This window comes from Nocardioides hwasunensis (assembly GCF_014779665.1).
GTDB classification, from domain to species: Bacteria; Actinomycetota; Actinomycetes; order Propionibacteriales; family Nocardioidaceae; genus Nocardioides; species Nocardioides hwasunensis.
Map to the genome: position 1 here is coordinate 40,930 of NZ_JACXYY010000008.1, position 20,828 is coordinate 61,757.

A 20,828-nucleotide genomic window follows, 5' to 3' on the forward strand; every position below is an offset into this window, starting at 1 on the left:
GAGCGGTGAGTGAGACATGTTCCACCGCCTGAGAGCCTGCGTCACTCACCGCTCGTCGAGTGCCCGTAGCGTGGCCGGGTGACCTCGGGGACCACGCAGGAGTTCCGCTTCCGCGACATCGCACTGGTGGCGTACGGACCCTCCGTCGTCTCCGCGATCGGCCACGGCGCGATCATGCCGGTGCTCGCGCTGCGGGCGCGCGACCTGGGCGCCGACATCAGCGTCGCGGCGGCGATCGTCGCCCTGGTCGGCGTCGGCCAGCTCCTCGCGAGCCTCCCGTCGGGCGCGCTGATCGCACGGATCGGCGAGCGTCGGGCACTCGTGGCGGCCGGTCTCCTCGACGCCTGCGCGATGGCGTTCGCGGCGCTGACCGACTCCGTGATCGGGCTCGCGGCCGGCGTGCTGCTGAGCGGGGTGTGCTGGACGCTGTTCCTGATCGCGCGCCAGGGCTTCATGATCGACATGGTCCCCGCGACCCACCGGGCGCGGGCGATGTCGCTGCTGGGTGGGTCCTACCGGGTCGGCGTGCTCGTGGGGCCTCTCCTCGGCGCCGGGCTGATCCACGTCACCGGCATCACCAGCGTCTTCTGGCTCGGCGCCGCGATGTCGGTCACCGCCTCGTTGCTGGCGGCCACGATGCCCGACCTCGGCGAGGAGAAGCGGGCGGTCGCCAAGGCCAGCGGCCAGGGTCACCTCGGCGTGTGGACCGTGATCCGCTCCCACCGCACGGTGCTCGCGACCGTCGGGTCAGCGGTCGTCATCCTCGGCATGAGTCGGTCGCTGCGGCTGAGCCTGTTGCCGCTGTGGGCCGACCACCTCGGCCTGTCGGCCTCGACGACGTCCCTGATCTTCGCCGGCGCGGCGGCGATCGACGTCGCCTTCATGTGGCCCGGAGGGTGGCTGATGGACACCCGCGGCCGGATGTTCGTCGCGGTGCCGGTCGTGCTGTCGATGGCTCTCGCCTGCCTGCTCCTGCCGCTCGCGACCAACGTCGTCACCGTCTCGCTGGTGATGGCCATGATCGCCTGCGGCAACGGCCTCGGTTCGGGCATCGTCATGACGCTCGGGGCCGACTCCGCACCACTGGACGGCCGCCCGCAGTTCCTCGGCGCGTGGCGCCTGTGCGGCGACATCGGCAACTCCGGCGGTCCGCTCATGGTCAGCGCGGTCGCGGCGGTCGCACCGCTGGCGACCGCCTGCCTCGTGCTCGGCGTGCTGATCCTGGCCGGCACCGGGTGGGTCGGCTACTGGACCCGGCGGGTCGACGTCGCCCGGGAGGCCGTCAGCCGACCGTGACCGTGACCTCGTTCGAGACCGCGTCGGAGTCGGTGTCGACCACGCGGAACTTGTTCTCACCGGCGCGGCTCGTCTGGACGTACGTCGCGAACGTGCCGCCGCTGACCGACATGGTCACCGGGAAGTCGGACCACTGCTCGTTCTCGAAGCGCTGCACCTGGAGGATCGCACCCTCGGCACCGGCGTAGGTGCCGGTGAGGTCGATCTGCTGCATCGGGCTCACCGTCTGCTGCGCCGCGGTCAGGGCGATGCCCGCGGCGGGAGCCTCGGTCGTGGACTCGCCGTCCGTGCCGGGCTCCTCGGTCGTGGTGGGCGGAGCCTCCGTGCTGGTCTCGCTCGGCTGGGGCAGCTCGAAGGTCGGCGGCGGGTCGTTGCTGTCGCTCGCCGACGAGCTCTCACCGATCCCGGTGGCCTTCACGCCGACCGTCACCGCGAGGCCACCGAGGAGCCCGATGACCACGGCGACGCCGACCAGGGCGATGAGCCCGGTCAGGACGGGACGCTTCTCGGTGTCCATGGTGGTGGGGGGACCTCTCGGGTGACGACAGCAGCCTCGCCATCATCCAAGATGGCTGGTTGCATGGCCAACCGACGCCGGTCGCGCACGCTCGTCAGGGAGGATGGGGACATGCAGTCACCGTTGCGACACGGCCGGGCAGCCATTGGTACGACGATCGCCGGGGGCGCGCTCGCCGCGCTGTCCCAGGCCCCGGAGCGGGCCTCACGGCTCCTCCGGCACCGCTACCCGACGGTCGCGGTGACCGGGATGACCGGCGTCGGCAAGACCCGCCTGGCCGACCGGCTCTCCCGCCGCGCCAGCAGCCAGTCCTCGTCGTCGACGGCGAGCAGCACGACCGACGTCGGCTCGGCGACGATGGAGCGGCGCACGCGTCGCAACGCGAGGCTGCGCGGCTACCGCTTCCGCGTGGTCCCGGGCGAGAACGCCGCCACCCGGCTGGGCGCGCTGGACGAGGTCTTCCACGACGAGCCGGTGGACGGCGTCCTGCACGTGGTGGCCAACGGCCACGCCACCCCGCGGCGCACGGCCGGCACCACCGGCGCGGCCGACGCCTCGCGTGAGGAGCAGCTGGCGGCCGAGCTCGAGGACTGGTCGATCACCGCCCACCGGATCGCCAGCATGGCGGTGCGGCGCGAGCGACCGACCTGGCTGGTGGTCGCGGTGACCAAGGCGGACCTGTTCGCCGACGACGTCGACGCCGCCGTGCACTACTACTCCCCCGGGAGCGGCTCTCCCTTCGGCGACAAGCTCGACGAGCTCCGCGCGCTCGCCGGCGGGGCGAAGCTCTCGATCGACGTGCTCCCCGTCTGCTCGCAGGGTGGCGACAAGAGGTCCGCGATGCCCGAGAAGGCATGCACGGACCTGCTCGGCCGACTCGAGCTGCGCATCGCGCAGCTCTGCGGACATGTCTGAGCCCCTGAGGCGAGGACGGCTGGCGCTCGCCGTCACCGGGACGGCGTACGTCGTCGCGCTGGTGTGGTCCGCGCTGGTCCTCCCCGAGCGGGTCCCGTCCCACTTCGACGCGGCCGGCCGGGTCGACGCGTGGTCCTCGCGCACCTCGATGATCGTGTTCTGGGCGGTGATCGGCGTGGTCGTCCTCGTGGGGCTCCCGGCACTGGTCCGGCTCGTCACCCGCGGCGACGGCACCTTCGTCAACATGCCGCGGGCCTCGAAGGACTACTGGTTCGCGCCCGAGCGTCGGGCGGAGTTCCAGGTGCGGTTCCAGGACGACATGGAGGGGTTCACGGCGCTGACCGGGGTGCTGTTGGTCCTCGTGCTGGGCGTGACCACCTGGGTCGGCGCGACCGGGCGAGACGGCCTGCCGTGGTGGGTCCTCGCCGCCGCGATCGGGCTCTACCTCGTCGTGACGGCGGTGTGGACGGTCCGCCTGCTGCGGGCCTACCGACCACCCGGGGCCGGCTGACCGACCACCGCTGGGCCACGTCCGGTCCAGACCGCTCGACGGGGTTGTTCACAGATTCACGACCCGTGGTTTCGACGGTGTTCACGGGGGCAGAAGATGGCCATGAGGCCGATCGCGATCAACCAGCGGGCGCTGCGAGGCGCCAAGGGCGAGCTGGACTCCGCACGCGATGAGGTGCGGTCCGCGCTCGGTGACATCGATCATCCCTCCGACGACTTCCCTTGGCGCGACCTCGTCGTCGAGGGCGTGCGGAGCCTGGTGGAGGACGCCGAGCAGATCGCCCGGCGCTGCCGCACCCTCGCCGGTGCGATCGACGACTCCATCATCGACTTCGACGAGCTCGACGTCATGGTCGGCCAGGCCGCCGCGCTCACCGCCCACCTCGACCAGGTGAGGTCATGACCAGGGTCGCGGCCGACGCGCTCGAGACCCAGCAGAGCGGCCTCCGGTTCGGCGACCCGATCGGCTGCGGCTACCACTGGACCGAGCCCGACGAGATCGACTCCTACGGTGACTCCGTCCGGCGCCTGGCCAACCGGGTCGAGCTCGCGGTCGACGCCTTCGAGCGCACCGCGACCATCTCCGAGGACGTCTTCTCCGGCGAGGCCGCCGACACGCTGCGCGAGCGTGCCGGTCGACGCCACGAGGAGTCGGCGAGCGTGCGCGACAACCTCCGTGGTCTGGGGCGCGCCATCAACGTCTACTCCGACGTGCTGCGCCGTCACCGCCAGGGGCTGGAGGAGCTGCGGGTGTTCGGCGCCTCGAAGGGCCTCGAGATCCGGGGCAACCGCATCTGGCCGCCGGTCGAGACCCTGCCCGGGGACGCGACGCAGAAGCAGGCGGACGCCTGGGAGAACGACTGGAAGGCCTACCAGGAGTGCTTCGAGGCCAAGATCGCGCTGCGTGATGCGCGACGGGCCAGCACCAAGGACCTCGTGAAGGCGCTCGCGGACTACGCCGGCGTCCGCCCCGACAAGGACACGGCGAAGCTCGTCGTCGCCCAGCACCAGCAGGTGAGGTTCGGCGACCTGCGTCGCGAGGCCGCTGAGGAGGCGATGGAGGCCGTCGAGGCCCACGATGCGGCCGACGCCGCGCGAGCGACCGTGGAGGCGCTCAGGAGGCGCGAGCAGACGGCGCTCGGCGACCTCGAGGACCTGGCGATGGCCGACGCGCCGGCCGACCAGATCAAGGCGCAGGCCGACAAGGTCGCCGCGCTCCACCGCGAGCTCGCCGAGGCCCGGGCCGAGGCCCGCGAGGCCACGGCCACCGCCCAGCGCGAGCAGGCCGAGGCCAACCGTGCCGCACGCAACCTCGAGGCCGCCGAGCAGGGACGCCCCCGCATCGTCGGCCGGACCGTCCCCTCGCCGTTGCCCGTCACCAACCTGCAGGACCGGCTCGGCTGATCCAGACTGCTCGCCGTCGGTGGTCGCGTAGGCCGGGAGGTCCACCCGCCCGCCGGTTGAGCAGGTCGCGCAGCGACCGTGTCGAAACCAAGGGCACTCGGCCAATACCAGTCCCCCCACAGATCCAGTTGCGCGATGGCCGCTGTCAGTGGTCGCCGATACAATCGAACACATGATCGACCCACCGGCAGCCGCACCCGAGGCAAAGGCAGACGACCTCTCCGCCTCAGCGCTGCTCGCGGTGGCACGGGAACGGAAGGCTGCCGAGGACCGTGCCGCGGCCGACCTGTTGGAGGTCGCCGCCCGGTGGGCTGACCTCCACCCGCCCGAGTCGATCCACTCGGCCGCGTCGTTCACGACCGTGGGGTGTGAGCGCGAGGAGCCCATCGCCGGTCCCGGGTGCCCACTGGTGGCGGAGTTCTGCGTCGCCGAGTTCGGTGCTGTTCTTGGGATCTCCACTCTGTCGGCGAAGAAGCTGATCGGACACGCGCTCGAGCTGCGCCACCGGCTCCCCCGCCTCTGGACACACGTCCAGGCTGGTGTCGTGCCCGCGTGGCGGGCCAGGTCGGTCGCCGAGACCACCATCCACACCAGCCCCTCGTTGACCGTCGAGGCGGCCGGGTGGGTCGACGCGCAGGTCGCGGCCGTCGCCGCACGCATCGGTCCCGCGCAGCTCGACCGGCTCGTCGCCGAGACCATCACCCGCTTCGACCTCGCCCAGCCCGACCCCGCCGCCGACCCCGAGGACGGCTACCTCCACGTCGACCCGAGGCATGTGACCGTGCACGGCCAGGACGTCCACTTCGCCGGCACCGTCCGCATCGACGCCGAGGTCGACCTCGCCGACAGCATCGACCTCGACCGAGCCCTCGCCCACGGCGCCGCCACCCAGAAAGCCCTCGGCTCCACCGAGTCCCTCGACGCCCGCCGCGCCAAGGCACTCGGCGACCTCGCCCGCACCCAGACCGCCCTCGACCTCTTCCACCAGAGCACGGGATCAGCGAAGTCCGACACCATCAGCACCGACACCCACGACCGGGACGGCCTCCCCGCCGCGCGGCAGGTCGTCCTCATCGCCCACTTCGACGCCCACACAGCCGGCGACACCACCGTGTTCGGTCCCACCGGCCAGATGGAACACGGCCGACGCCTCGCCCTCCTCGACCAGATCCAGGCCTGGTGCGCCGACTCCCGCACCGAGGTGACCGTCACGCCCGTCATCGACCTCCACCAGCAGCTCAACACCCCGGCGTACAAGATCCCCGACCGCATCCGCGACCACGTCACCCTCCGCGACCGCACCTGCGTGTTCCCCTGGTGCAGCCGACCAGCAAGGGCCTGCGACATCGACCACATCATCCCCTTCGACCACGACGCCCACGCCGAAGGCAGACCCCAGACCGGACCCACCCAGACCGGCAACCTCGCCGCCCTGTGCCGAACCCACCACCGACTCAAGACACACACGACCTGGCGCTACCGCATGATCGACCCCGGGGTCTTCGAGTGGACCAGCCCCCACAGTCACCGCTACCGGCGCGACCAATCAGGCACCACCCGCATCGGCGAACCACCCGACTGACCGGGTCTCGCGACGGGGCTTCGCCCTGCCTCGACCGACGACACCGAGCCGACTCCGACCTTCCCCGACCGACGCTCGACGGTCAATGCTCAGCGCGCCCCCACCTCGTAGCGGGTCGTGCCCTTGACCTTGTCGTCGCCGCACGACTGCCGGCGGACGGGACCGGCCACCGCCACCACCTCGTCGTCAGGATCGCCGCCGGCGCGGACGTGCAACTCACGGACCTGATCGACGCCGGAGCGGCCGGCGCGCCCGCGCACGAGCCCCTCGGGAAGCTCTCCGCGGAGCACCGCCTGGCAGGCGGCGAGCGCGTTCCCGGTGTCGAGCCGGCCCAGGGTGATGCCGCTCGGGAGCGCGAGGAGCGTGCCGGAGAACCGGTGCCCACCCAGGTGCGTGGTCTCCCAGGTCCCCTCCGCCCACGCCTGGCTGAGCGACGCGGCGATCGGCCGACCGATCTCGGCGCAGCACCGGTCACGCTTGCCGTTCGTGCAGACCAGCCACAGCGGCTCGTCGTACGACGGGAGCGTGGCGAGGTCGATGCCGAGGAGGTCCTCGGCGCGATCGAGCACCGCGCCGCGCACGTCGAAGCCCTCCCCGGTCGCGCGCGCGAGGAAGACCCGGGTGCCCGGGCCGGAGGTGCCGTCGGGACGACGGACGAGCAGCACCTTGAGATCGAGCGACCCGAGGTGCTCCCGCACCGGTTCGGGCAGTCGGTTCTCGGCGATCGCGTCACGTCCCCACGGCCCGGGGCTCTCGACGAGCAGGGTCTCGGTGTCGGTCGGCGCGGTGCCGACGATCGACTCGTCGTCCTCGACGCTCGCAGCGGAGCAACGGAACTCGGTCAGGTCAGGCACGTGCAGCAGTCTGGCGGACGACCCTCACGAGCCGTTCGCCCGGCGGGGCCGAAGCACCCCGGAGCGGGGCGGGTCAGTACCTCAGGTTCTGCCAGAGCAGCGCTGCCGCGGCGCTCTCCGTCGGGTTGCACCAGCTGCCGTAGGTGCGCTGAGCGCCACCGGTGACCAGGAAGGTGGCGCAGTCGGCTGCGTGCTCGAGCGGAGCCCAGTCGGAGGCGAGCGGGATGACTGGCCCGCTCGGGTTCTGGTCGGGCACGAAGATCTCGGCGGAGCGGGCCTCCAGCGTCTTCCAGCCCTGGGCGGTGCCTCCCCAGTTGTAGAACTGCTTCATGTGGGCGCACTCGTGGATGGCGATCGCGAGCTTGGAGGCCTCCGTCTCCCCGGTCGGGGCGGCCAGCGAGGCGACGTCCATGGTGATCCCGTGCTGCCAGCTGAAGACCGCGTCCTTCGCGCCGGTGATCTCGCCGGTCGTGTCGATCGTGATGGCGGCGTTCGGGCACAGGTTGGCGATCGGCGCGTAGAAGCGGGCCTGGTCGCCGGTGTACATGGCCTGGTTCTCGAAGCGGACCGAGACCGGCTTGGAGGCGACGCTGCGACGCGCCTTCCTCGGGCCCTTCTTGATCTTCTTGGTCTTGAGCCGGTAGTCGACGGTCTGCGCCGCGACGCCGGGGGTGTTGACGAACGCAGGGATGCTGGCCTTGACCAGGCCCCTCTTGCCGATCGTGGCCCTGACGCCCTTCATCCGGCTCCACTTGCCGCCGTCGACGCGCGCCTGGACGAAGACCTTCTTCGGCTTGATCGGCGTCGCACCGCGGTAGGTCTTCCAGGCGGCGGTGAGCTCGATGCCCGTGCCGGACCCGCGGGTCGCGGTGGAGAAGCCGAAGCCGTCGATGCGGTTGTACTTCTGGCCCCAGAACGCGAAGAGCGGACGACGAGGCCGCTGGGCGCTGGCCACCTTGCTGCGGGCGTCGGTCGTCGCCGGCGCGTCGAGGACCGGGGCGACGACGGGCGCGACGCCGTCGACCGACACCGCGGCATCCGGCGTCCGCACGTCGTCGGCCCCGTCCGGTGCGGCGCCCGCCGAGGTGGCGAGAGCGAGCGTCGAGGTCGTGGACAGTGCCGCAGCGGCGAGCACGACGGTCAGGCGTCGGCCAAGGGTCATGGGTTCAGCTCCAGACGGGTAGGTGTCGCAGATCCTGTACCCCCGGCCACCGCCCAGCAAACGGTGGGCCGGCTCAGGCCTGGATCAACCCACGGCGACGCGCCACCGCCGCGGCCTCGGTGCGGGACGCCGCGTCGAGCTTGGCCAGGATGTTGGAGACATGGACCGAGACGGTCTTGGTGCTGATGAACAGCTGCTTGCCGATCTCGCCGTTGGAACGTCCCTCGGCCACGAGCGCGAGGATCTCGGACTCTCGCGGTGTCAGCACGGCGACCTCGACGGTGCTGGAGGGCGCGGGGGTGGAGCCCTGGCCGGTGAGCTCGGCCAACAACGACGTCGACCGCATCGCGTGCGCCGCCTCGCGTGCCTGGTCGGCCACCGCACGTGCGCCCTGGGCATCGCCGGTGGCGCGCAGCACGCCAGCCAGGCGGACCCGCGCCTGCGCCATCTCGGGCACGCTGCCGTAGGCCACAGCCGTCTCCTCGGCTGCTCGCCACGCCTCGACGAGCTCAGCGGCCGACGGCGGCTCGACCTGGGCGAGCCAGCGCCAGCGCAGGTGCTCGGCCGTCCGCCGGGCCACCCACATCCGGTATTCGGGGCCGTGGCTGCCGTCATAGGGGGCGTAGAAGTCGATCACCCGAGCGGCGTCGCCGACCAGGCGCTCCACGTCGACGGCGGCGGCCTCGCGCTCCTCGGCGGACTGACGAGGGGCCGCGGCGGCGTGGGCGCTGAGCGCCAGGACGGCGAGTCGCAGCCTGGCCTGGAACCACTCGTTCCAGAGGGGGACGACGACCGCGACCACGTCGTCGTACACCGCGAGTGCCCCTGCGGCGTCGCCTGCGGCCGCTGCGCGCATCAGCTCGGCACCCCCGGCCGAGATCGCCGTCAGGCCGTCGGTGCCCCAGTAGTCGCGGAGCCGCTCGAGCGCCGCCGTGTGGGTGTCGCCGCGGACACCGATGGTGATGAGCATCTGGTGGGCGAAGTAGAGCCACTCGTAGACCATCGGCGGGTTCTGGCCGCTCACGTCGAGGAGCTCCCACGCCTCGTCGAGCCGGCCCAGGTGGGTGAGGGCGACGGCCTGGAGCAGTCGCGCCTCGGCCGGGTAGGGCGACCAGACCAGGCCCCCGACCTCGCTGCGCTCGATCACCCGGCGATAGACGTCGACAGCCGCGTCGAGGGCGCCGGCGTCGTGGCGCATGCGCCCGAGCAGGTAGAGCGCGCGCAGCTCCGCCTCCACCAGCCCGGCGCGGCGGGCGCGGTCGGCTGCCGCCTGCCAGCCCGCACCGGGGCTCGCGCCGCCGTCGGGGTCGAGGCCGGCCAGCGTGGTGTGCAGCTCCACGGCCAGGCTCGTGAGGTCGTTGCGCTCGGCCAGCTCGAGCGCCTCGAGGGCGATCGCGCGAGCCTCCTCGGCGCGCCAGCTGCCCAGGCCTGCGGCGCGGACGTAGAGCGCCCGGGCCAGGAGCTTCGGCGGACCGCCGCGCAGCAGCTCGACGGCCTCCTCGGCGATCTCGTAGGGGTCGTCGGCGGTGTCGGTGAGCAGCAGGGCGGACGCGAGCGCGGTGAGCAGCTGGCCACGGTCGACCTTGCTCCCCTCGACCGGCAGCGTGGCCAGCCGCGCGCGCAGCACCTTCACGGCCTTCGGCACCCGCCCCGCGGCGACCAGCGCCTCGGCGCAGCGGCGGGTCAGCGCGAAGGTGTCGACGTCGTCCATCGGGGTGCGCGAGGTGTCGATCAGCTCGAGCGCGTCGAGGTAGTGGCTGGCGGCCTCGGACGGGCCGCCGACCGCGAGGGCCTCCTCGCCTGCCTCGATGGAGGCGTGGACGGCGATCGGGCGGTCGTCGGCGCGGCGGGCGTGCTGGGCGAGCTCGGCGGCGGTGCCGACGGCCCGGCCCTCCCCCAACGCCGAGACGAAGTCGGCGTGGAGCCGCACGCGCTCACCCGGCAGCAGGTCGTCGTAGACCGCCTCGCCGAGCAGGGCGTGGCGGAAGGCGTACGTGCCGCCGCGAGAGGCGACCAGCACGTGTGCCTCCACGGCATGGCGCAGCGCGGCCTCGAGCGCGGCGGCGTCGAGGTCGGAGACCGCCGCGAGCAGGCTGTGGCTGACCTGGCGGCCCGCGACCGAGATCAGCCGCACCACGCGCCGGGTGGTCTCGTCGAGCCGGTCGAGGTGGACGAGCAGCACGTCGGCGAGCTCACCGGGCACCTGCCCGGTCCAGGCGGCACCGACGAGCTCCTCGATGAAGAACGGGTTGCCCTCGGCGCGGTCGACGATGGAGACGTATTCGGCCTCGGACATCGTCGAGGGGTGCAGCGCGCGGACCAGGAGACGTACGTCGTCGTCGGCGAGCGGCTCGAGCTGGAGCCGGTCGACGCCGCGCAGCCGGGTCCACTCGGCGACCTGGCGACGCAGCGGGTGGCGGCGGTGGAGGTCGTCGGAGCGGTAGGAGACGACGAGCGAGACCCCCGGCACCGGGCGGGAGAAGAGGAAGCTGAGCATGTCGCGGGTGGACTCGTCGGCCCAGTGGGCGTCCTCGACGACCACGAGCAGCGGGCCCTGCTCGGCGACGGCTGCGAGGAGGTCGCCGAACGCGTCGTAGACGTTGCCGCGGTCGAGGGCCTGGTCGCCCGACGCGGTCTCGCTGCTGCGGATCCGCCGACCCGGCTGGAGCCGGGCGAGGGTGAGGTGCTGGTCGAGGACCCGGGACGCCACGTCGGGCGAGTCGGCCATCACACGGCCGAGGATCTCGGAGAAGGGGAGGTAGGGCAGCGAGCTGTCGGCGAGGTCGAGGCAGTGGCCGGCCACCACCTGCCAGTCGGCGGCGAGCGCGGCGTCGCGCAGCGCCATCAGGACCCGCGTCTTCCCGACACCCGCGTCACCGGCGACGAGCATCGCTCGGACGGCCCGGTCGGCGCGCGCACCCCCCTCGGACGCGCGAATGCCGAGCTGGGTGGTGAGTTCCTCCAGCTCGGCATCGCGTCCGATGAGATCGGTGGTCCGCAGCGACGGCACGGACGACATTGTGTCCTGCTCGTCCGACACCCGCGGGTCGATCGCGGTGCGGGTCACTTCCGGGTGTCGTCGGTGCGGACCCGGATCCAGCGGCGCCGGCCGTAGTCCTGGCGCACCCGGTCCTGGCGGTAGCTGATCTCGGCACCCAGGAAGCTGTCGGTGGTGAACATGTGCGTCTCCTCTTCTCGCTGTCTCCAGCAGGTCCTCTCTGGACCGTGAGAAGAGATTGCGTCGGTGAGGTAGGCCCGGACATCGGGCTGGTGCCCTATTCGCGCGTGGCCAGCTACCTCAGATGCCCCGCCCGGCGTCGCACGACCGGTGTCTGAGGTAGCCCCTCGTGGGGTAGTCCGCATCAGGATTCCGCTCGAATCGGCTCACCGACGGAATTTCGATGCGGACTACCCCACGGTGGGACGGCCGGCCTGCCAGACCCCGGCCACGAGCGGCACCCCGGGGCGATAGGCGAGGTGGACGTACGACGGGGCGTCGAGGAGGACGAGGTCGGCGGCCTTGCCGGGGGCGAGCACGCCGACGTCGTCCCGGTCGAGGGCAGCGGCACCCATGGCCGTGGCCGCATGCAGCGCCTCGGCCGGGCTCAGCCGCATCTCGCGCACGGCCAGCGCGATGCAGAGCGCCATCGAGGAGGTGAAGCACGAGCCCGGGTTGCAATCGCTGGCGAGCGCCACGCGTACGCCGGCGTCGAGGAGCCCGCGGGCGTCGGGATAGGGCTGGCGGGTCGAGAACTCCACCCCCGGCAGCAGGGTGGCGATGGTGCCCGACGCCGCGAGCGCGGAAACGTCGTCGTCGGCGAGGAACGTGCAGTGGTCGACCGCCGCGAGACCGAGCTCGCAGGCCAGCTGCACCCCGCCGCCGTAGGTCAGCTGGTTGGCGTGGAGCCGGCCGCGCAAGCCGATGTCGGACCCCGCCGCCAGGATGGCTCGTGCCTGGTCGACGTCGAAGGCGCCGTCCTCGCAGAACACGTCGATCCACCGGGCGTGCGGTGCAGCCGCCGCGAGCATGGGGCCGGTGACCAGAGCGACGTAGTCCTCCGGGGTGGTGTCCGCGGGCACGACGTGGGCACCGAGGAACGTGGTCTCGCTCGTGAACTGGGCGGCCACCGCGAGACTGCGTGCCTCGTCGTGGACCGACAACCCGTAGCCGCTCTTGATCTCCAGCGAGGTGGTGCCCTGGGCCCGCATCTCGGCGACGAGCCGGGCGACGTGTGAGGTGAGCTGCTCGTCCGTGGCGGCACGGGTCCTCGCGACCGTGGTGCGGATGCCGCCTGCGGTGTAGGTCTCGCCCGTCATCCGCGCCTCGAACTCCGCCGAGCGGTCCCCGGCGAAGACGAGGTGGCTGTGGGAGTCGACGAAGCCCGGGATGACGGCGCGGCCGCCGGCGTCGACCTGCAGGTCGGCGTCGGGCGCCTCGGCGGCCGGGCCGACCCAGGCGATGCGGCTGCCCTCGACGACGACGGCGGCGTCGGTGAGCAGGCCCAGGAGGCCACCCTCGTCGGCTCGTGCAGGGTCGTTGGTCACGAGCTCGGCGATGCCGGTGATCACGGTGGTCGTCATGTGGTCTCCCAGATCCGGCTGACGACGTCGTCGAGCTCACGGCCGATCGCGGCCCGGTCGCCGTCGTCGACGATCCACCGCCCGTCGGCCATGACCCGGCGTACGTCCTCGGCGGTCGCGGCGAAGACGACGCTGCTCTCGTCGCGCCCGGTGCCGGCCGTGCGCGCGCTGGCCGGGTCGAGGACGACCAGGTCGGCGCGCCGGCCGACGGCGATGGCGCCCGCGTCGGCCCACCCGAGGCTGGCGTGCCCGTCGGTGGTGGCGGCGGTCAGCAGCTCGGCGGCCGTCCAGTGACCGCGCTGCTGGGTGGCGAGCCGCTCGTCGAGCTCCACCGCGCGCATCTCCTCGAAGAGGTCGATCACCGCGTGGCTGTCGGAGCCGAGCGTCAGGCGTGCACCGGCCTCGTGCAGCCGGCGCGAGGGACCGATGCCGTCGCCGAGGTCACGCTCCGTGGTCGGGCAGAAGGACGCGTACGCCCGCGCTGCCCCGATGACCTCGATGTCGTCGCCGGTCAGGTGGGTGGCGTGGACGAGCGAGGTGGTCGGCCCGACGAGGCCGGCGTCGGCGAGCAGCCGGGCCGGGGTGACGCCGTACGCGTCGCGGCAGGCGTCGTTCTCGGCGGCCTGCTCGGACAGGTGGACGTGGAACGGGCGGTCCCCGAGGCCCGCCGCGACGCTGGGGAGTGCGGCCGAAGGCACGGCCCGGACCGAGTGGACGGCCGCGCCCACTCGCGCGTGCCCGCCGAGCTCGAGACCATGCACTCGGTCGAGCCACGCCCCGACCGACCCGTCGGAGTAGCGCACCTGCGCCCCCTCCGGCGGTGCCCCGAAGCCGGACGAGAGGTAGAGCGTGTCGAGCAGGGTGATCCTGATGCCGGCCTCGCGCGCCGCGTGCACCAGCGCGAGACCCATCTCGTGGGGGTCGGCGTACGGCGTGCCGTCGGGCTGGTGGTGGAGGTAGTGGAACTCGCCGACGCTCGTGATGCCGGCCGCCGCCATCTCGCGGTACGTCGCCCGCGCGAGGGCGAGGTAGGTCTCCGGGTCGAGCCGCGCGGCGACGTCGTACATCTGGTCGCGCCAGGTCCAGAAGGTGCCGCGCTCACGCTGGGTGCGGCCCCGCAGCGCGCGGTGGAAGGCGTGGCTGTGCGTGTTGGCGAGCCCCGACACGACGAGTCCGCGCACCGGGATCGCTCGCGGCGGGTCGCTGTCGGGCGTCACCGAGGTGAACCGACCGTCCTCGACCTCGACGAGGACGTCGTCCGCGAAGGCGGAGCCCAGCCAGGCGCGTTCGAGGAGGTACGCCGTCACCGGGCGAGCTCCTCGAGCACGTCGGCGAGGGCCGCGACCCCGGCCAGGCAGTCGGCGGTCTCGGCGTGCTCGTCGGGCGAGTGCGAGACGCCGGTGGGGTTGCGCACGAAGACCATCGCGGTGGGGATGCCGGCGGCGGAGAGGATGCCGGCGTCGTGACCGGCCTGGGTCGGGATGACCGGCCAGTCGCCGAGGCCCGCGAGCCGCGCGGCCAGCTCGGGATCGAAGGCGACCGAGCCGGAGACCGACTCGGGGGTGACGACGAGCGAGGTGCCGTCGCGGCCGGCCCGGTCGTCGGCCTGGCGCTCGATCGAGCCGACCATCTCCGTCAGCGCGTCGTCGGTCGAGGCACGCGCGTCGAGCCACGCGGTGACGAGCGAGGGCACGGCGTTGGTGCCGTTGGGCTCGACGGCGACCCGGCCGAAGGTGGCGCGCTGACCGGCGAGGCGGGCCTGCTTGTTCGCAGCCAGGGCGGTCATCGCATAGGTCAGCATCGGGTCGCGACGGTCCTCCATCCGCGTGGTGCCGGCATGGTTGGCCTGCCCGGAGAAGTCGAAGCGCCAGCGGCCGTGCGGCCAGATCTCGCTGGCGAGGCCGACCGCCACGTCGCGGTCGACGAGGTCGCGGCCCTGCTCGACGTGCAGCTCGACGAAGGTGCCGATCCGGTCCAGCGGGAGCAGCCCGGCGCTGGGGTCAAGCTCGGCGTCAGCGATGGCGTCGGCGAGGAAGACGCCGTCGCGGTCCCGCAGCTCTTTTGCGTCGTCCCACGTCGTCGCACCGGTCGCGAGCCGGGAGCCGAGGCACGCGCGGCCGAACCGCGAGCCCTCCTCCTCCACGAAGACCCCGATGCCGATCGGCCGCGCAGGCTCGAAGCCGCGCTCGCGGAGGGCGTCGACTGCGGCCAGGGCGGAGACCACACCCAGCGGGCCGTCGTAGGCACCGCCCTCGAGGACCGAGTCGAGGTGTGAGCCGGTGAGCACGCCATCGTCGCCGGCACCCCACCACGCCACCTGGTTGCCGATGCCGTCGGTCTCGACGGCCAGCCCGCGGCGCGCACACTCCTCGGTGAACCACGCCCGCAGCTCGATCTCGGCCGAGGCCCAGGGCTGCCGGTTGTAGCCGCCCGACGAGCTCGATCGACCCACCGGAGCCAGGTCGCGCCACATCTCCTCGAAGGCCATGCGCCAAGTCCACCGGGTGCGGCCGCACCGGTCAACGCGGCACCCCGTCGACACGTCTCGGATCCGAGACGTACGACCCGGGTCGTACGTGCGGCCAGCACGTCGGCACCACGGGCTGATGAACTCGCTCTCCCGCGCTCCTAGCGTCGTCCGCGGCGGCATCCCGACGCCGTTGCCACTCGACGACCCACCAGTTCCGGCCAGGCCCAGGAGTCCCCAATGCCCGACACCTCACCCGCGTCCCGCCTCGTACGTCTCCTGATGGCCGCCTCGGTCGTAGTCCTCCTGGCGGTCTCGATCTTCCTGGCGGTGGGCCTGACCGCGGAGCGGACCGTCGGGTCGCCGCGGGCCCAGGCCAGCGACACACATGCGCCCCCTCGACGATGATGGCGCCATGGAGTTCCGTGAGGTCGTACGTCGTCGCCGCATGGTCCGCCGCTACGGTCCCGAGCCGGTGGACCCGGCCGTCGTCGACCGGATGCTCGAGCACGCGCAGCGGGCTCCCAACGCGGGCTTCACGCAGGGGTGGGCCTTCCTCGTGCTCGACACCCCCGAGGACCTCGCACGGTTCTGGGAGTCGACCGGCGCCGCGCCCGAGACGCACAACGCCTGGCTCGACGGGATGCGCACCGCCCCGGTCGTGATCGTGCCGCTCGCCTCGAAGGAGGCCTACCTCGAGCGCTACGCCGAGGCCGACAAGGGCTGGAGCGACCGTCGCGAGGACCGGTGGCCGGTGCCGTACTGGTACGTCGACACGGGCATGGCCGCGCTGCTGATCCTCCAGACGGCCATCGACGAGGGCCTCGGCGCGTGCTTCTTCGGCATCCCGGCGCAGCATGCCGACTCCTTCCGCGAGGCGTTCGACATCCCCGCCGACCACCGGCCGGTCGGCGCGATCACCGTGGGCCACCGGGTGCGCGACTCCGGCTCGAAGGGCTCGCCGGCCCGACGCGATCGGCGCACGAATGTCGTCCACCGAGGCCGCTGGGGCACTACGGTCACCCCATGACCGACCGCGTGGTCGCCGCGCTGCAGGCGCTCGTGCGCATCCCGACCGTCTCCGACCGCGACCCCTCGCGCGTCGACACCGACGCCTTCGACCGGCTGCTGGCCGAGCTGCGGACGCAGTTCCCCCTGCTCCACGAGCGGCTGGAGCTGACCCGGGTGGGCTCCCACGGCCTGCTGTTCCGATGGGCAGGGGCGAGCGCCGAGCGACCGGTCGTGCTGATGGCCCACCTCGACGTCGTGCCCGTCGACGGCGAGGCGCCCTGGCAGCACGAACCGTTCGGCGGCGAGATCCACGACTCCGAGGTGGGGCCGGCGATCTGGGGACGCGGCACCCTCGACGACAAGGGTTGCGTCGCCGGGATCTGCGAGGCGGTCGAGTCGTTGCTCGAGGTCGGGCACGTGCCCGCGCAGGACGTCTGGCTGTCGTTCGGGTGCGACGAGGAGGTCAGCGGCACGGCCGCGCCGGCCGCCGTCGAGGTGCTGCGCGAGCGTGGTGTCGCCCCCTGGCTGGTGCTCGACGAGGGCGGTGCGATCGCGGGCGGCGCGTTCCCCGGCGTGAAGGCACCGCTCGGCGTCATCGGTGTCACCGAGAAGGGCACGACCTCGCTCGAGCTGGTCGCCGAGGGGCGCGGCGGGCACGCCTCCACACCGGCGAGGAACGGTCCGACGGCCCGCATCGCGCGGGCCGTCCTGCGGATCGAGAAGTCACCGTTCCCCGCCTCCGCGCCGGCCCCGACGCTGGAGCTGATGCGCCGGCTCGCGCCGCACCTCCCACTCCCGCTGCGGCCGGTGCTCGCACCCCTCCTCGGCCGCGCCGAGCGGCTGGCGCCGGTGGTCACCCGGGCACTCCTGGCCGCCGGACCGGAGGCCGCGGCCATGACGCGTACGACGGTCGCGACCACCACGCTCAGCGGATCGCCGGCCCTCAACGTGATCGCCTCGACCGCGAAGGCCGGGCTCAACATCCGGGTCATGGTCGGCGACACCGTCGCCGGCGTCGTCGACCACGTCCGCAGGGCCGTCGACGACGACTCGATCCGCATCGACGTGATCGAGTCGGGCGAGCCCTCACCGGTCTCCCCGATGGACGAGCCCTTCGAGCTGGTCGAGGGCTGCATCGGCGAGGTCTTCCCCGATGCGGTCGCCACGCCCTACGTGATGATGGCCGCCACCGACTCGCGGCACTTCACCGCGATCAGCGAGCACGTCTACCGCTTCGCCCCCTTCCGGATGACCAAGGCCCAGCGCCAGGCGATCCACTCCTACGACGAGCACCTCGGCGTCGCCGACCTCGTCGACGGAGCGCGCTGGTACCGCCTGCTGATCGAGAGGCTTCCCCGATGAGCGGTTTCGACAGGACCGACCAGCGGGAGGCGCCGCCGGCCCACACCGCGGTCAAGGGACTCGCCACGGTCGTCGGCTTCCTCGTGCTGGTCGAGTTCGCGAGCGGCATCCTGCAGGGCTACTACACGCCGATCTACCCCCAGATCGCCGAGCACCTGTCGATCCACGAGGGCGACATCAACTGGTTCGAGGCCGCGCAGCTGATCGTCAGCGCGCTGTGCATCCCGCTGCTGGCGCGGCTCGGCGACCTGATCGGCCACAAGCGCGTGCTGCTGATCTCGACCGCGGTCACGGCGCTCGGCTCGTGGTGGCTGGCCTTCGCGCCGACCTTCACCACCTTCCTGATCGGCTGGGCGATCCAGGGTGCGTACGTCGTCTGGCTGCCGCTCGAGATCGCGATCATCCACCGCCGCACCCGGGCCTCGGGCCGCCAGGAGCTGCTGACCCGCCGCGGTGCCGCGATCCTGGTCGGCTCGCTCGAGCTCGCGGTCATCGTCGGCGCCCTGACCAGCGGCCTGCTCGTCGACTCCCTCGACATGAACGTCCTGCTCGCGATGCCCGCGATCGTCGTGACCGCCGTCTTCTTCGTGATCCTCGCCGGGATCGAGCAGGCACCCGGGGACGACACCGGTGGCAGCATCGACTGGGCCGGCCTCGGCCTGATCACCGTCGCCCTCGGCGTGCTGATGGGCGGGCTCGTCTGGCTGCGCCTCGACGGGCCCGGCTCGACCCGCGGCTGGCTGACGATCGTCGTGTCGCTGGTGGCGTTCGTCGTCTTCTGGCGCTTCGAGAAGCAACACGCCGAGCCGATCGTCGACGTGAGGCTGTTCTCCAGCCCCGCCCAGTGGCCGGTGCAGCTCACCGCCTTCCTCTTCGGCATTCCGGTCCTCGGCGGCCAGATCCCGCTGTCGACCTACGCCCAGGCCGACCCGGTCGAGCGCGGCTACGGCCTCGGCGCCGACCCGGCCTTCATCTCGACGCTCATCGGGCTGTACGTCGTCACGCTGGCGATCGGCGCCTTCACCCTCCCGCTGACGACGCGGCTGCTCGGCGGCGTACGTCGCGCGCTCGTCGTCGCCTGCTCGCTCGTCGGCCTCGGCTACCTGCTGTGGCTGCCGTTCCACGACCACACCTGGCAGGCGCTGATCAACATGGGCGTCGCCGGTCTCGGCTCCGGCGCGCTCGTCGCTGCGCTCCCCGCCGCCGCGGCGGCTGCCGCTCCCCCCGAGCGCACCGGCATCGCGACCGGGATGACGAACGGCACCAAGACCGTCGGCGGTGCCATCGCCTCGGCGATCTTCGCGATCGCGCTGACGGCCACCGGCTCGCTCGACGCGGCCGCGGAGAAGGTCGCCCCGCTGTCCGGCTACCTCACCGTCTGGGCGGTCTGCTCCGGTGCGGCGTTCCTCGCCGCCCTCGCGCTGCTCGCCGCACCGAAGCACGCCTTCAGCGACGCGCCGGCCGAGCCGATCTCTCGCTGAGCGGGAGCCTGTCAGCGAGAGCCCGACAGCCCCGCCTCGAGCTGCGCGAGACCGGACCCCGACAGGTCCTCGAGCACCTGCGCGCGCCCGGAGACGACCATCAGCAGCGAGAACGCCGGACCGGCGACCTCCGGCCCGTCGCCGTAGGACAGGTCGGCGTCGGTGGCGACCAGCCGCAGACCGGCTGCGCGCTGCCTGCCGCCGCCCAGCGCGACGGACGTCCTGAGCTGGTGCGCCAGCGACCGATGGACCGTCTCGTCGGGGTAGTCGCGGCCGAGCCCGAGGGGGCGCCTGACGTCCTCGCCGTGCACGACCTCCTCGACCAGCCGGCTGTCGAGCGGCGCCGGCGGGGTCGTGCGACGGTCCGCGACCGCGCGCAGCCGGTCGAGGGTCTCCGCGGGCGAGGCACCCTTCGCGCGCGCGACGCCCTGGTCGTTCTGCCGGTCGAAGTCGGAGCGCGCCCGCACCATCGCGACCACGATCCCGACGCGGGTGGTCCGCGCGTTGTCGACCAGGTGCGCGGCGACGTCGTGCACCGTCCAGCCGCCGCACAGGGACGGGCGCTGCCACTGCTCGTCGCTCAGCCCGGCCAGGTCGTCGATCAGCGCCTCGCGCTCGTCGCGCACCAGCTCCCACACGTCGGTCATGGAGGCAGCCTGTCAGGGCGCTCCGACAGCACCCCACCCACGGCGTCGCGGCCAGCGCGAGCCTCAGGGAGCGATCGGCCTCGACAGCAACCCCGCCGCCCGCGGGTCGAGGTCGTCCAGCGGCGCGCGGTGCCACAGCAGGCGGAGCAGCACCTCCGCGCGATCGCGTACGACGACGGGCTCGCCGCTGCCGATGATCACGCTGTCCCCGACGTCCGTGGCGACGAGCTGCAACGAGGAGAGCAGCGGATCGACGCGACCGAGGCGCACCTGCCGCGGGTACATGACGTCGGCGACCTCCCGGACGCCGTCCCAGGCGAGGGAGGCGTCGATCGGCGAGGGCGGACCGAGCGCCTCCTCGGCGTCCCAGGTGTGCATCACGGTCTCGTGCACCTGCCGGCGCCGCCAGAACCCGGCGGTGCGGTCCGCCTTGTCGAGGGTCCACGCGGGCGCGTCGGGCGGCGTCTGGCTCAGCACCTCGAGGAGTGCTGAAGCGTGCCGTCGGTACCACCCGGCCAGGTCCGCGTCGTGGGGGACGGGCTCGGGATCGAAGTCCGGGTTGCCGTCGACGACGGCGTGGGCCGCCCACTGGTGCACCCCGCCGAGGTGGTCGACGAGGTCGCGCAGCGACCAGTCCGGACACCAGGTCACCCGCGCGCCGGGGTCGGCGCCGGCCACCGTCGAGGCGAAGCGGTCGGTGCTCTCGCGCAGCAGCGCGAGCCAGTCGTGGGCCATGTGCAGAACCTAGGGGTCAGCGGGTCAGGTGCGGCGCGTTCGACGCGGCGACCAGGCTGCGGTCCCCCGGCATCACGAACCACAGGATCGGGTAGATCAGGAACTGGCTGCCGGGGATGACGATCAGCGTCACCAGGAAGAGCAGGCGGGTGACCCACGGGCCGAGGCCGAGCCGGCGCCCGACACCGGAGCAGACGCCGCCCAGGATGCCGCGGTCGGAGGAGCGGACGAGGCCCTGACGGGCGAGGGAGGCACGAATGTTGTCCATGCCTCCAGCCTGCGTCGCGCCGACGACGCGGACCAT

20 protein-coding genes are annotated in these 20,828 nt (G+C 72.8%); 10 read left to right on the forward strand and 10 right to left on the reverse strand.

Annotated features, from left to right (window positions below; genetic code table 11):
- Positions 1 to 78: 78 nt before the first annotated feature.
- Positions 79 to 1,296: an MFS transporter gene (locus IEZ25_RS18115; protein WP_191200873.1), complete on the forward strand. Its 1,218-nt coding sequence runs from the start codon at positions 79 to 81 to the stop codon at positions 1,294 to 1,296.
- Here the strand turns inward: IEZ25_RS18115 and IEZ25_RS18120 are convergent.
- The gene (locus IEZ25_RS18120) at positions 1,283 to 1,813 is read right to left on the reverse strand and encodes a hypothetical protein (protein WP_191200874.1); all 531 of its coding nucleotides are present in this window, start codon (positions 1,811 to 1,813) and stop codon (positions 1,283 to 1,285) included. The two genes, IEZ25_RS18115 and IEZ25_RS18120, sit on opposite strands and share 14 nt — an antisense overlap.
- A 111-nt stretch (positions 1,814 to 1,924) precedes the next feature.
- On the opposite strand from IEZ25_RS18120, the gene IEZ25_RS18125 reads away from it, so the two are divergent.
- The 5 genes from IEZ25_RS18125 (at position 1,925) to IEZ25_RS18145 (ending at position 6,224) form a co-directional block, all read left to right on the forward strand.
- Positions 1,925 to 2,728, forward strand: coding sequence for a GTPase (locus IEZ25_RS18125; protein ID WP_191200875.1), 804 nt, complete (start codon positions 1,925 to 1,927; stop codon positions 2,726 to 2,728).
- A complete protein-coding gene (locus IEZ25_RS18130; protein WP_191200876.1) occupies positions 2,721 to 3,239 on the forward strand; it encodes a DUF1648 domain-containing protein in 519 nt (172 codons plus the stop codon). Before IEZ25_RS18125 ends, IEZ25_RS18130 begins: the two co-directional genes overlap by 8 nt.
- Positions 3,240 to 3,341: 102 nt before the next feature.
- Positions 3,342 to 3,641, forward strand: coding sequence for a hypothetical protein (locus IEZ25_RS18135; protein ID WP_191200877.1), 300 nt, complete (start codon positions 3,342 to 3,344; stop codon positions 3,639 to 3,641).
- On the forward strand, positions 3,638 to 4,642 hold the full coding sequence (locus tag IEZ25_RS18140) for a hypothetical protein (protein ID WP_191200878.1): 1,005 nt from the start codon (positions 3,638 to 3,640) through the stop codon (positions 4,640 to 4,642). The genes IEZ25_RS18135 and IEZ25_RS18140 overlap by 4 nt, the downstream gene beginning before the upstream one ends.
- Positions 4,643 to 4,814: 172 nt before the next feature.
- The gene (locus IEZ25_RS18145; RefSeq protein WP_191200879.1) at positions 4,815 to 6,224 is read left to right on the forward strand and encodes an HNH endonuclease signature motif containing protein; all 1,410 of its coding nucleotides are present in this window, start codon (positions 4,815 to 4,817) and stop codon (positions 6,222 to 6,224) included.
- Between the two features lie 89 nt (positions 6,225 to 6,313).
- On the opposite strand, the gene IEZ25_RS18150 is transcribed toward IEZ25_RS18145, so the two are convergent.
- From IEZ25_RS18150 to IEZ25_RS18175, 6 genes are all read right to left on the reverse strand, one after another.
- Positions 6,314 to 7,078 (reverse strand): sucrase ferredoxin, encoded by a 765-nt coding sequence (locus IEZ25_RS18150; protein ID WP_191200880.1) that lies wholly within the window; start codon positions 7,076 to 7,078, stop codon positions 6,314 to 6,316.
- Positions 7,079 to 7,151: 73 nt separating this feature from the next.
- The gene (locus IEZ25_RS18155; RefSeq protein ID WP_191200881.1) at positions 7,152 to 8,240 is read right to left on the reverse strand and encodes a hypothetical protein; all 1,089 of its coding nucleotides are present in this window, start codon (positions 8,238 to 8,240) and stop codon (positions 7,152 to 7,154) included.
- A 73-nt stretch (positions 8,241 to 8,313) separates the two neighbouring features.
- Entirely contained in the window at positions 8,314 to 11,250 is a 2,937-nt protein-coding gene (locus tag IEZ25_RS22365) for a helix-turn-helix transcriptional regulator (protein ID WP_191200882.1), read from the reverse strand.
- Between the two features lie 398 nt (positions 11,251 to 11,648).
- Positions 11,649 to 12,821 carry an imidazolonepropionase gene (gene hutI, locus IEZ25_RS18165; protein ID WP_191200883.1) on the reverse strand — a complete coding sequence of 391 codons (1,173 nt, stop codon included), beginning with the start codon at positions 12,819 to 12,821 and terminating at the stop codon, positions 11,649 to 11,651.
- Complete coding sequence (locus IEZ25_RS18170) at positions 12,818 to 14,128, reverse strand: formimidoylglutamate deiminase (protein WP_191200884.1); 1,311 nt, start codon at positions 14,126 to 14,128, stop codon at positions 12,818 to 12,820. The genes hutI and IEZ25_RS18170 overlap by 4 nt, the downstream gene beginning before the upstream one ends.
- Positions 14,125 to 15,309 carry an allantoate amidohydrolase gene (locus IEZ25_RS18175; protein WP_191200885.1) on the reverse strand — a complete coding sequence of 395 codons (1,185 nt, stop codon included), beginning with the start codon at positions 15,307 to 15,309 and terminating at the stop codon, positions 14,125 to 14,127. Before IEZ25_RS18175 ends, IEZ25_RS18170 begins: the two co-directional genes overlap by 4 nt.
- Positions 15,310 to 15,528: 219 nt before the next feature.
- On the opposite strand from IEZ25_RS18175, the gene IEZ25_RS18180 reads away from it, so the two are divergent.
- The 4 genes from IEZ25_RS18180 to IEZ25_RS18195 are packed head-to-tail and all read left to right on the forward strand — an operon-like array spanning position 15,529 to position 19,142.
- Positions 15,529 to 15,696 carry a hypothetical protein gene (locus IEZ25_RS18180; protein ID WP_191200886.1) on the forward strand — a complete coding sequence of 56 codons (168 nt, stop codon included), beginning with the start codon at positions 15,529 to 15,531 and terminating at the stop codon, positions 15,694 to 15,696.
- A gap of 7 nt (positions 15,697 to 15,703) precedes the next feature.
- Positions 15,704 to 16,318 (forward strand): nitroreductase family protein, encoded by a 615-nt coding sequence (locus tag IEZ25_RS18185; RefSeq protein WP_191200887.1) that lies wholly within the window; start codon positions 15,704 to 15,706, stop codon positions 16,316 to 16,318.
- The gene (locus IEZ25_RS18190; protein ID WP_191200888.1) at positions 16,315 to 17,661 is read left to right on the forward strand and encodes a M20/M25/M40 family metallo-hydrolase; all 1,347 of its coding nucleotides are present in this window, start codon (positions 16,315 to 16,317) and stop codon (positions 17,659 to 17,661) included. Before IEZ25_RS18185 ends, IEZ25_RS18190 begins: the two co-directional genes overlap by 4 nt.
- Positions 17,658 to 19,142: an MFS transporter gene (locus tag IEZ25_RS18195; RefSeq protein WP_191200889.1), complete on the forward strand. Its 1,485-nt coding sequence runs from the start codon at positions 17,658 to 17,660 to the stop codon at positions 19,140 to 19,142. Before IEZ25_RS18190 ends, IEZ25_RS18195 begins: the two co-directional genes overlap by 4 nt.
- Positions 19,143 to 19,153: 11 nt before the next feature.
- On the opposite strand, the gene IEZ25_RS18200 is transcribed toward IEZ25_RS18195, so the two are convergent.
- The 3 genes from IEZ25_RS18200 to IEZ25_RS18210 form a co-directional block, all read right to left on the reverse strand.
- Positions 19,154 to 19,789 (reverse strand): maleylpyruvate isomerase family mycothiol-dependent enzyme, encoded by a 636-nt coding sequence (locus tag IEZ25_RS18200; RefSeq protein ID WP_191200890.1) that lies wholly within the window; start codon positions 19,787 to 19,789, stop codon positions 19,154 to 19,156.
- A gap of 63 nt (positions 19,790 to 19,852) precedes the next feature.
- Positions 19,853 to 20,524, reverse strand: a complete 672-nt coding sequence (locus IEZ25_RS18205) for a maleylpyruvate isomerase family mycothiol-dependent enzyme (protein ID WP_191200891.1) — start codon at positions 20,522 to 20,524, stop codon at positions 19,853 to 19,855.
- Positions 20,525 to 20,540: 16 nt separating this feature from the next.
- Positions 20,541 to 20,792: a PspC domain-containing protein gene (locus IEZ25_RS18210; protein ID WP_191200892.1), complete on the reverse strand. Its 252-nt coding sequence runs from the start codon at positions 20,790 to 20,792 to the stop codon at positions 20,541 to 20,543.
- Between the last annotated feature and the right edge of the window lie 36 nt (positions 20,793 to 20,828).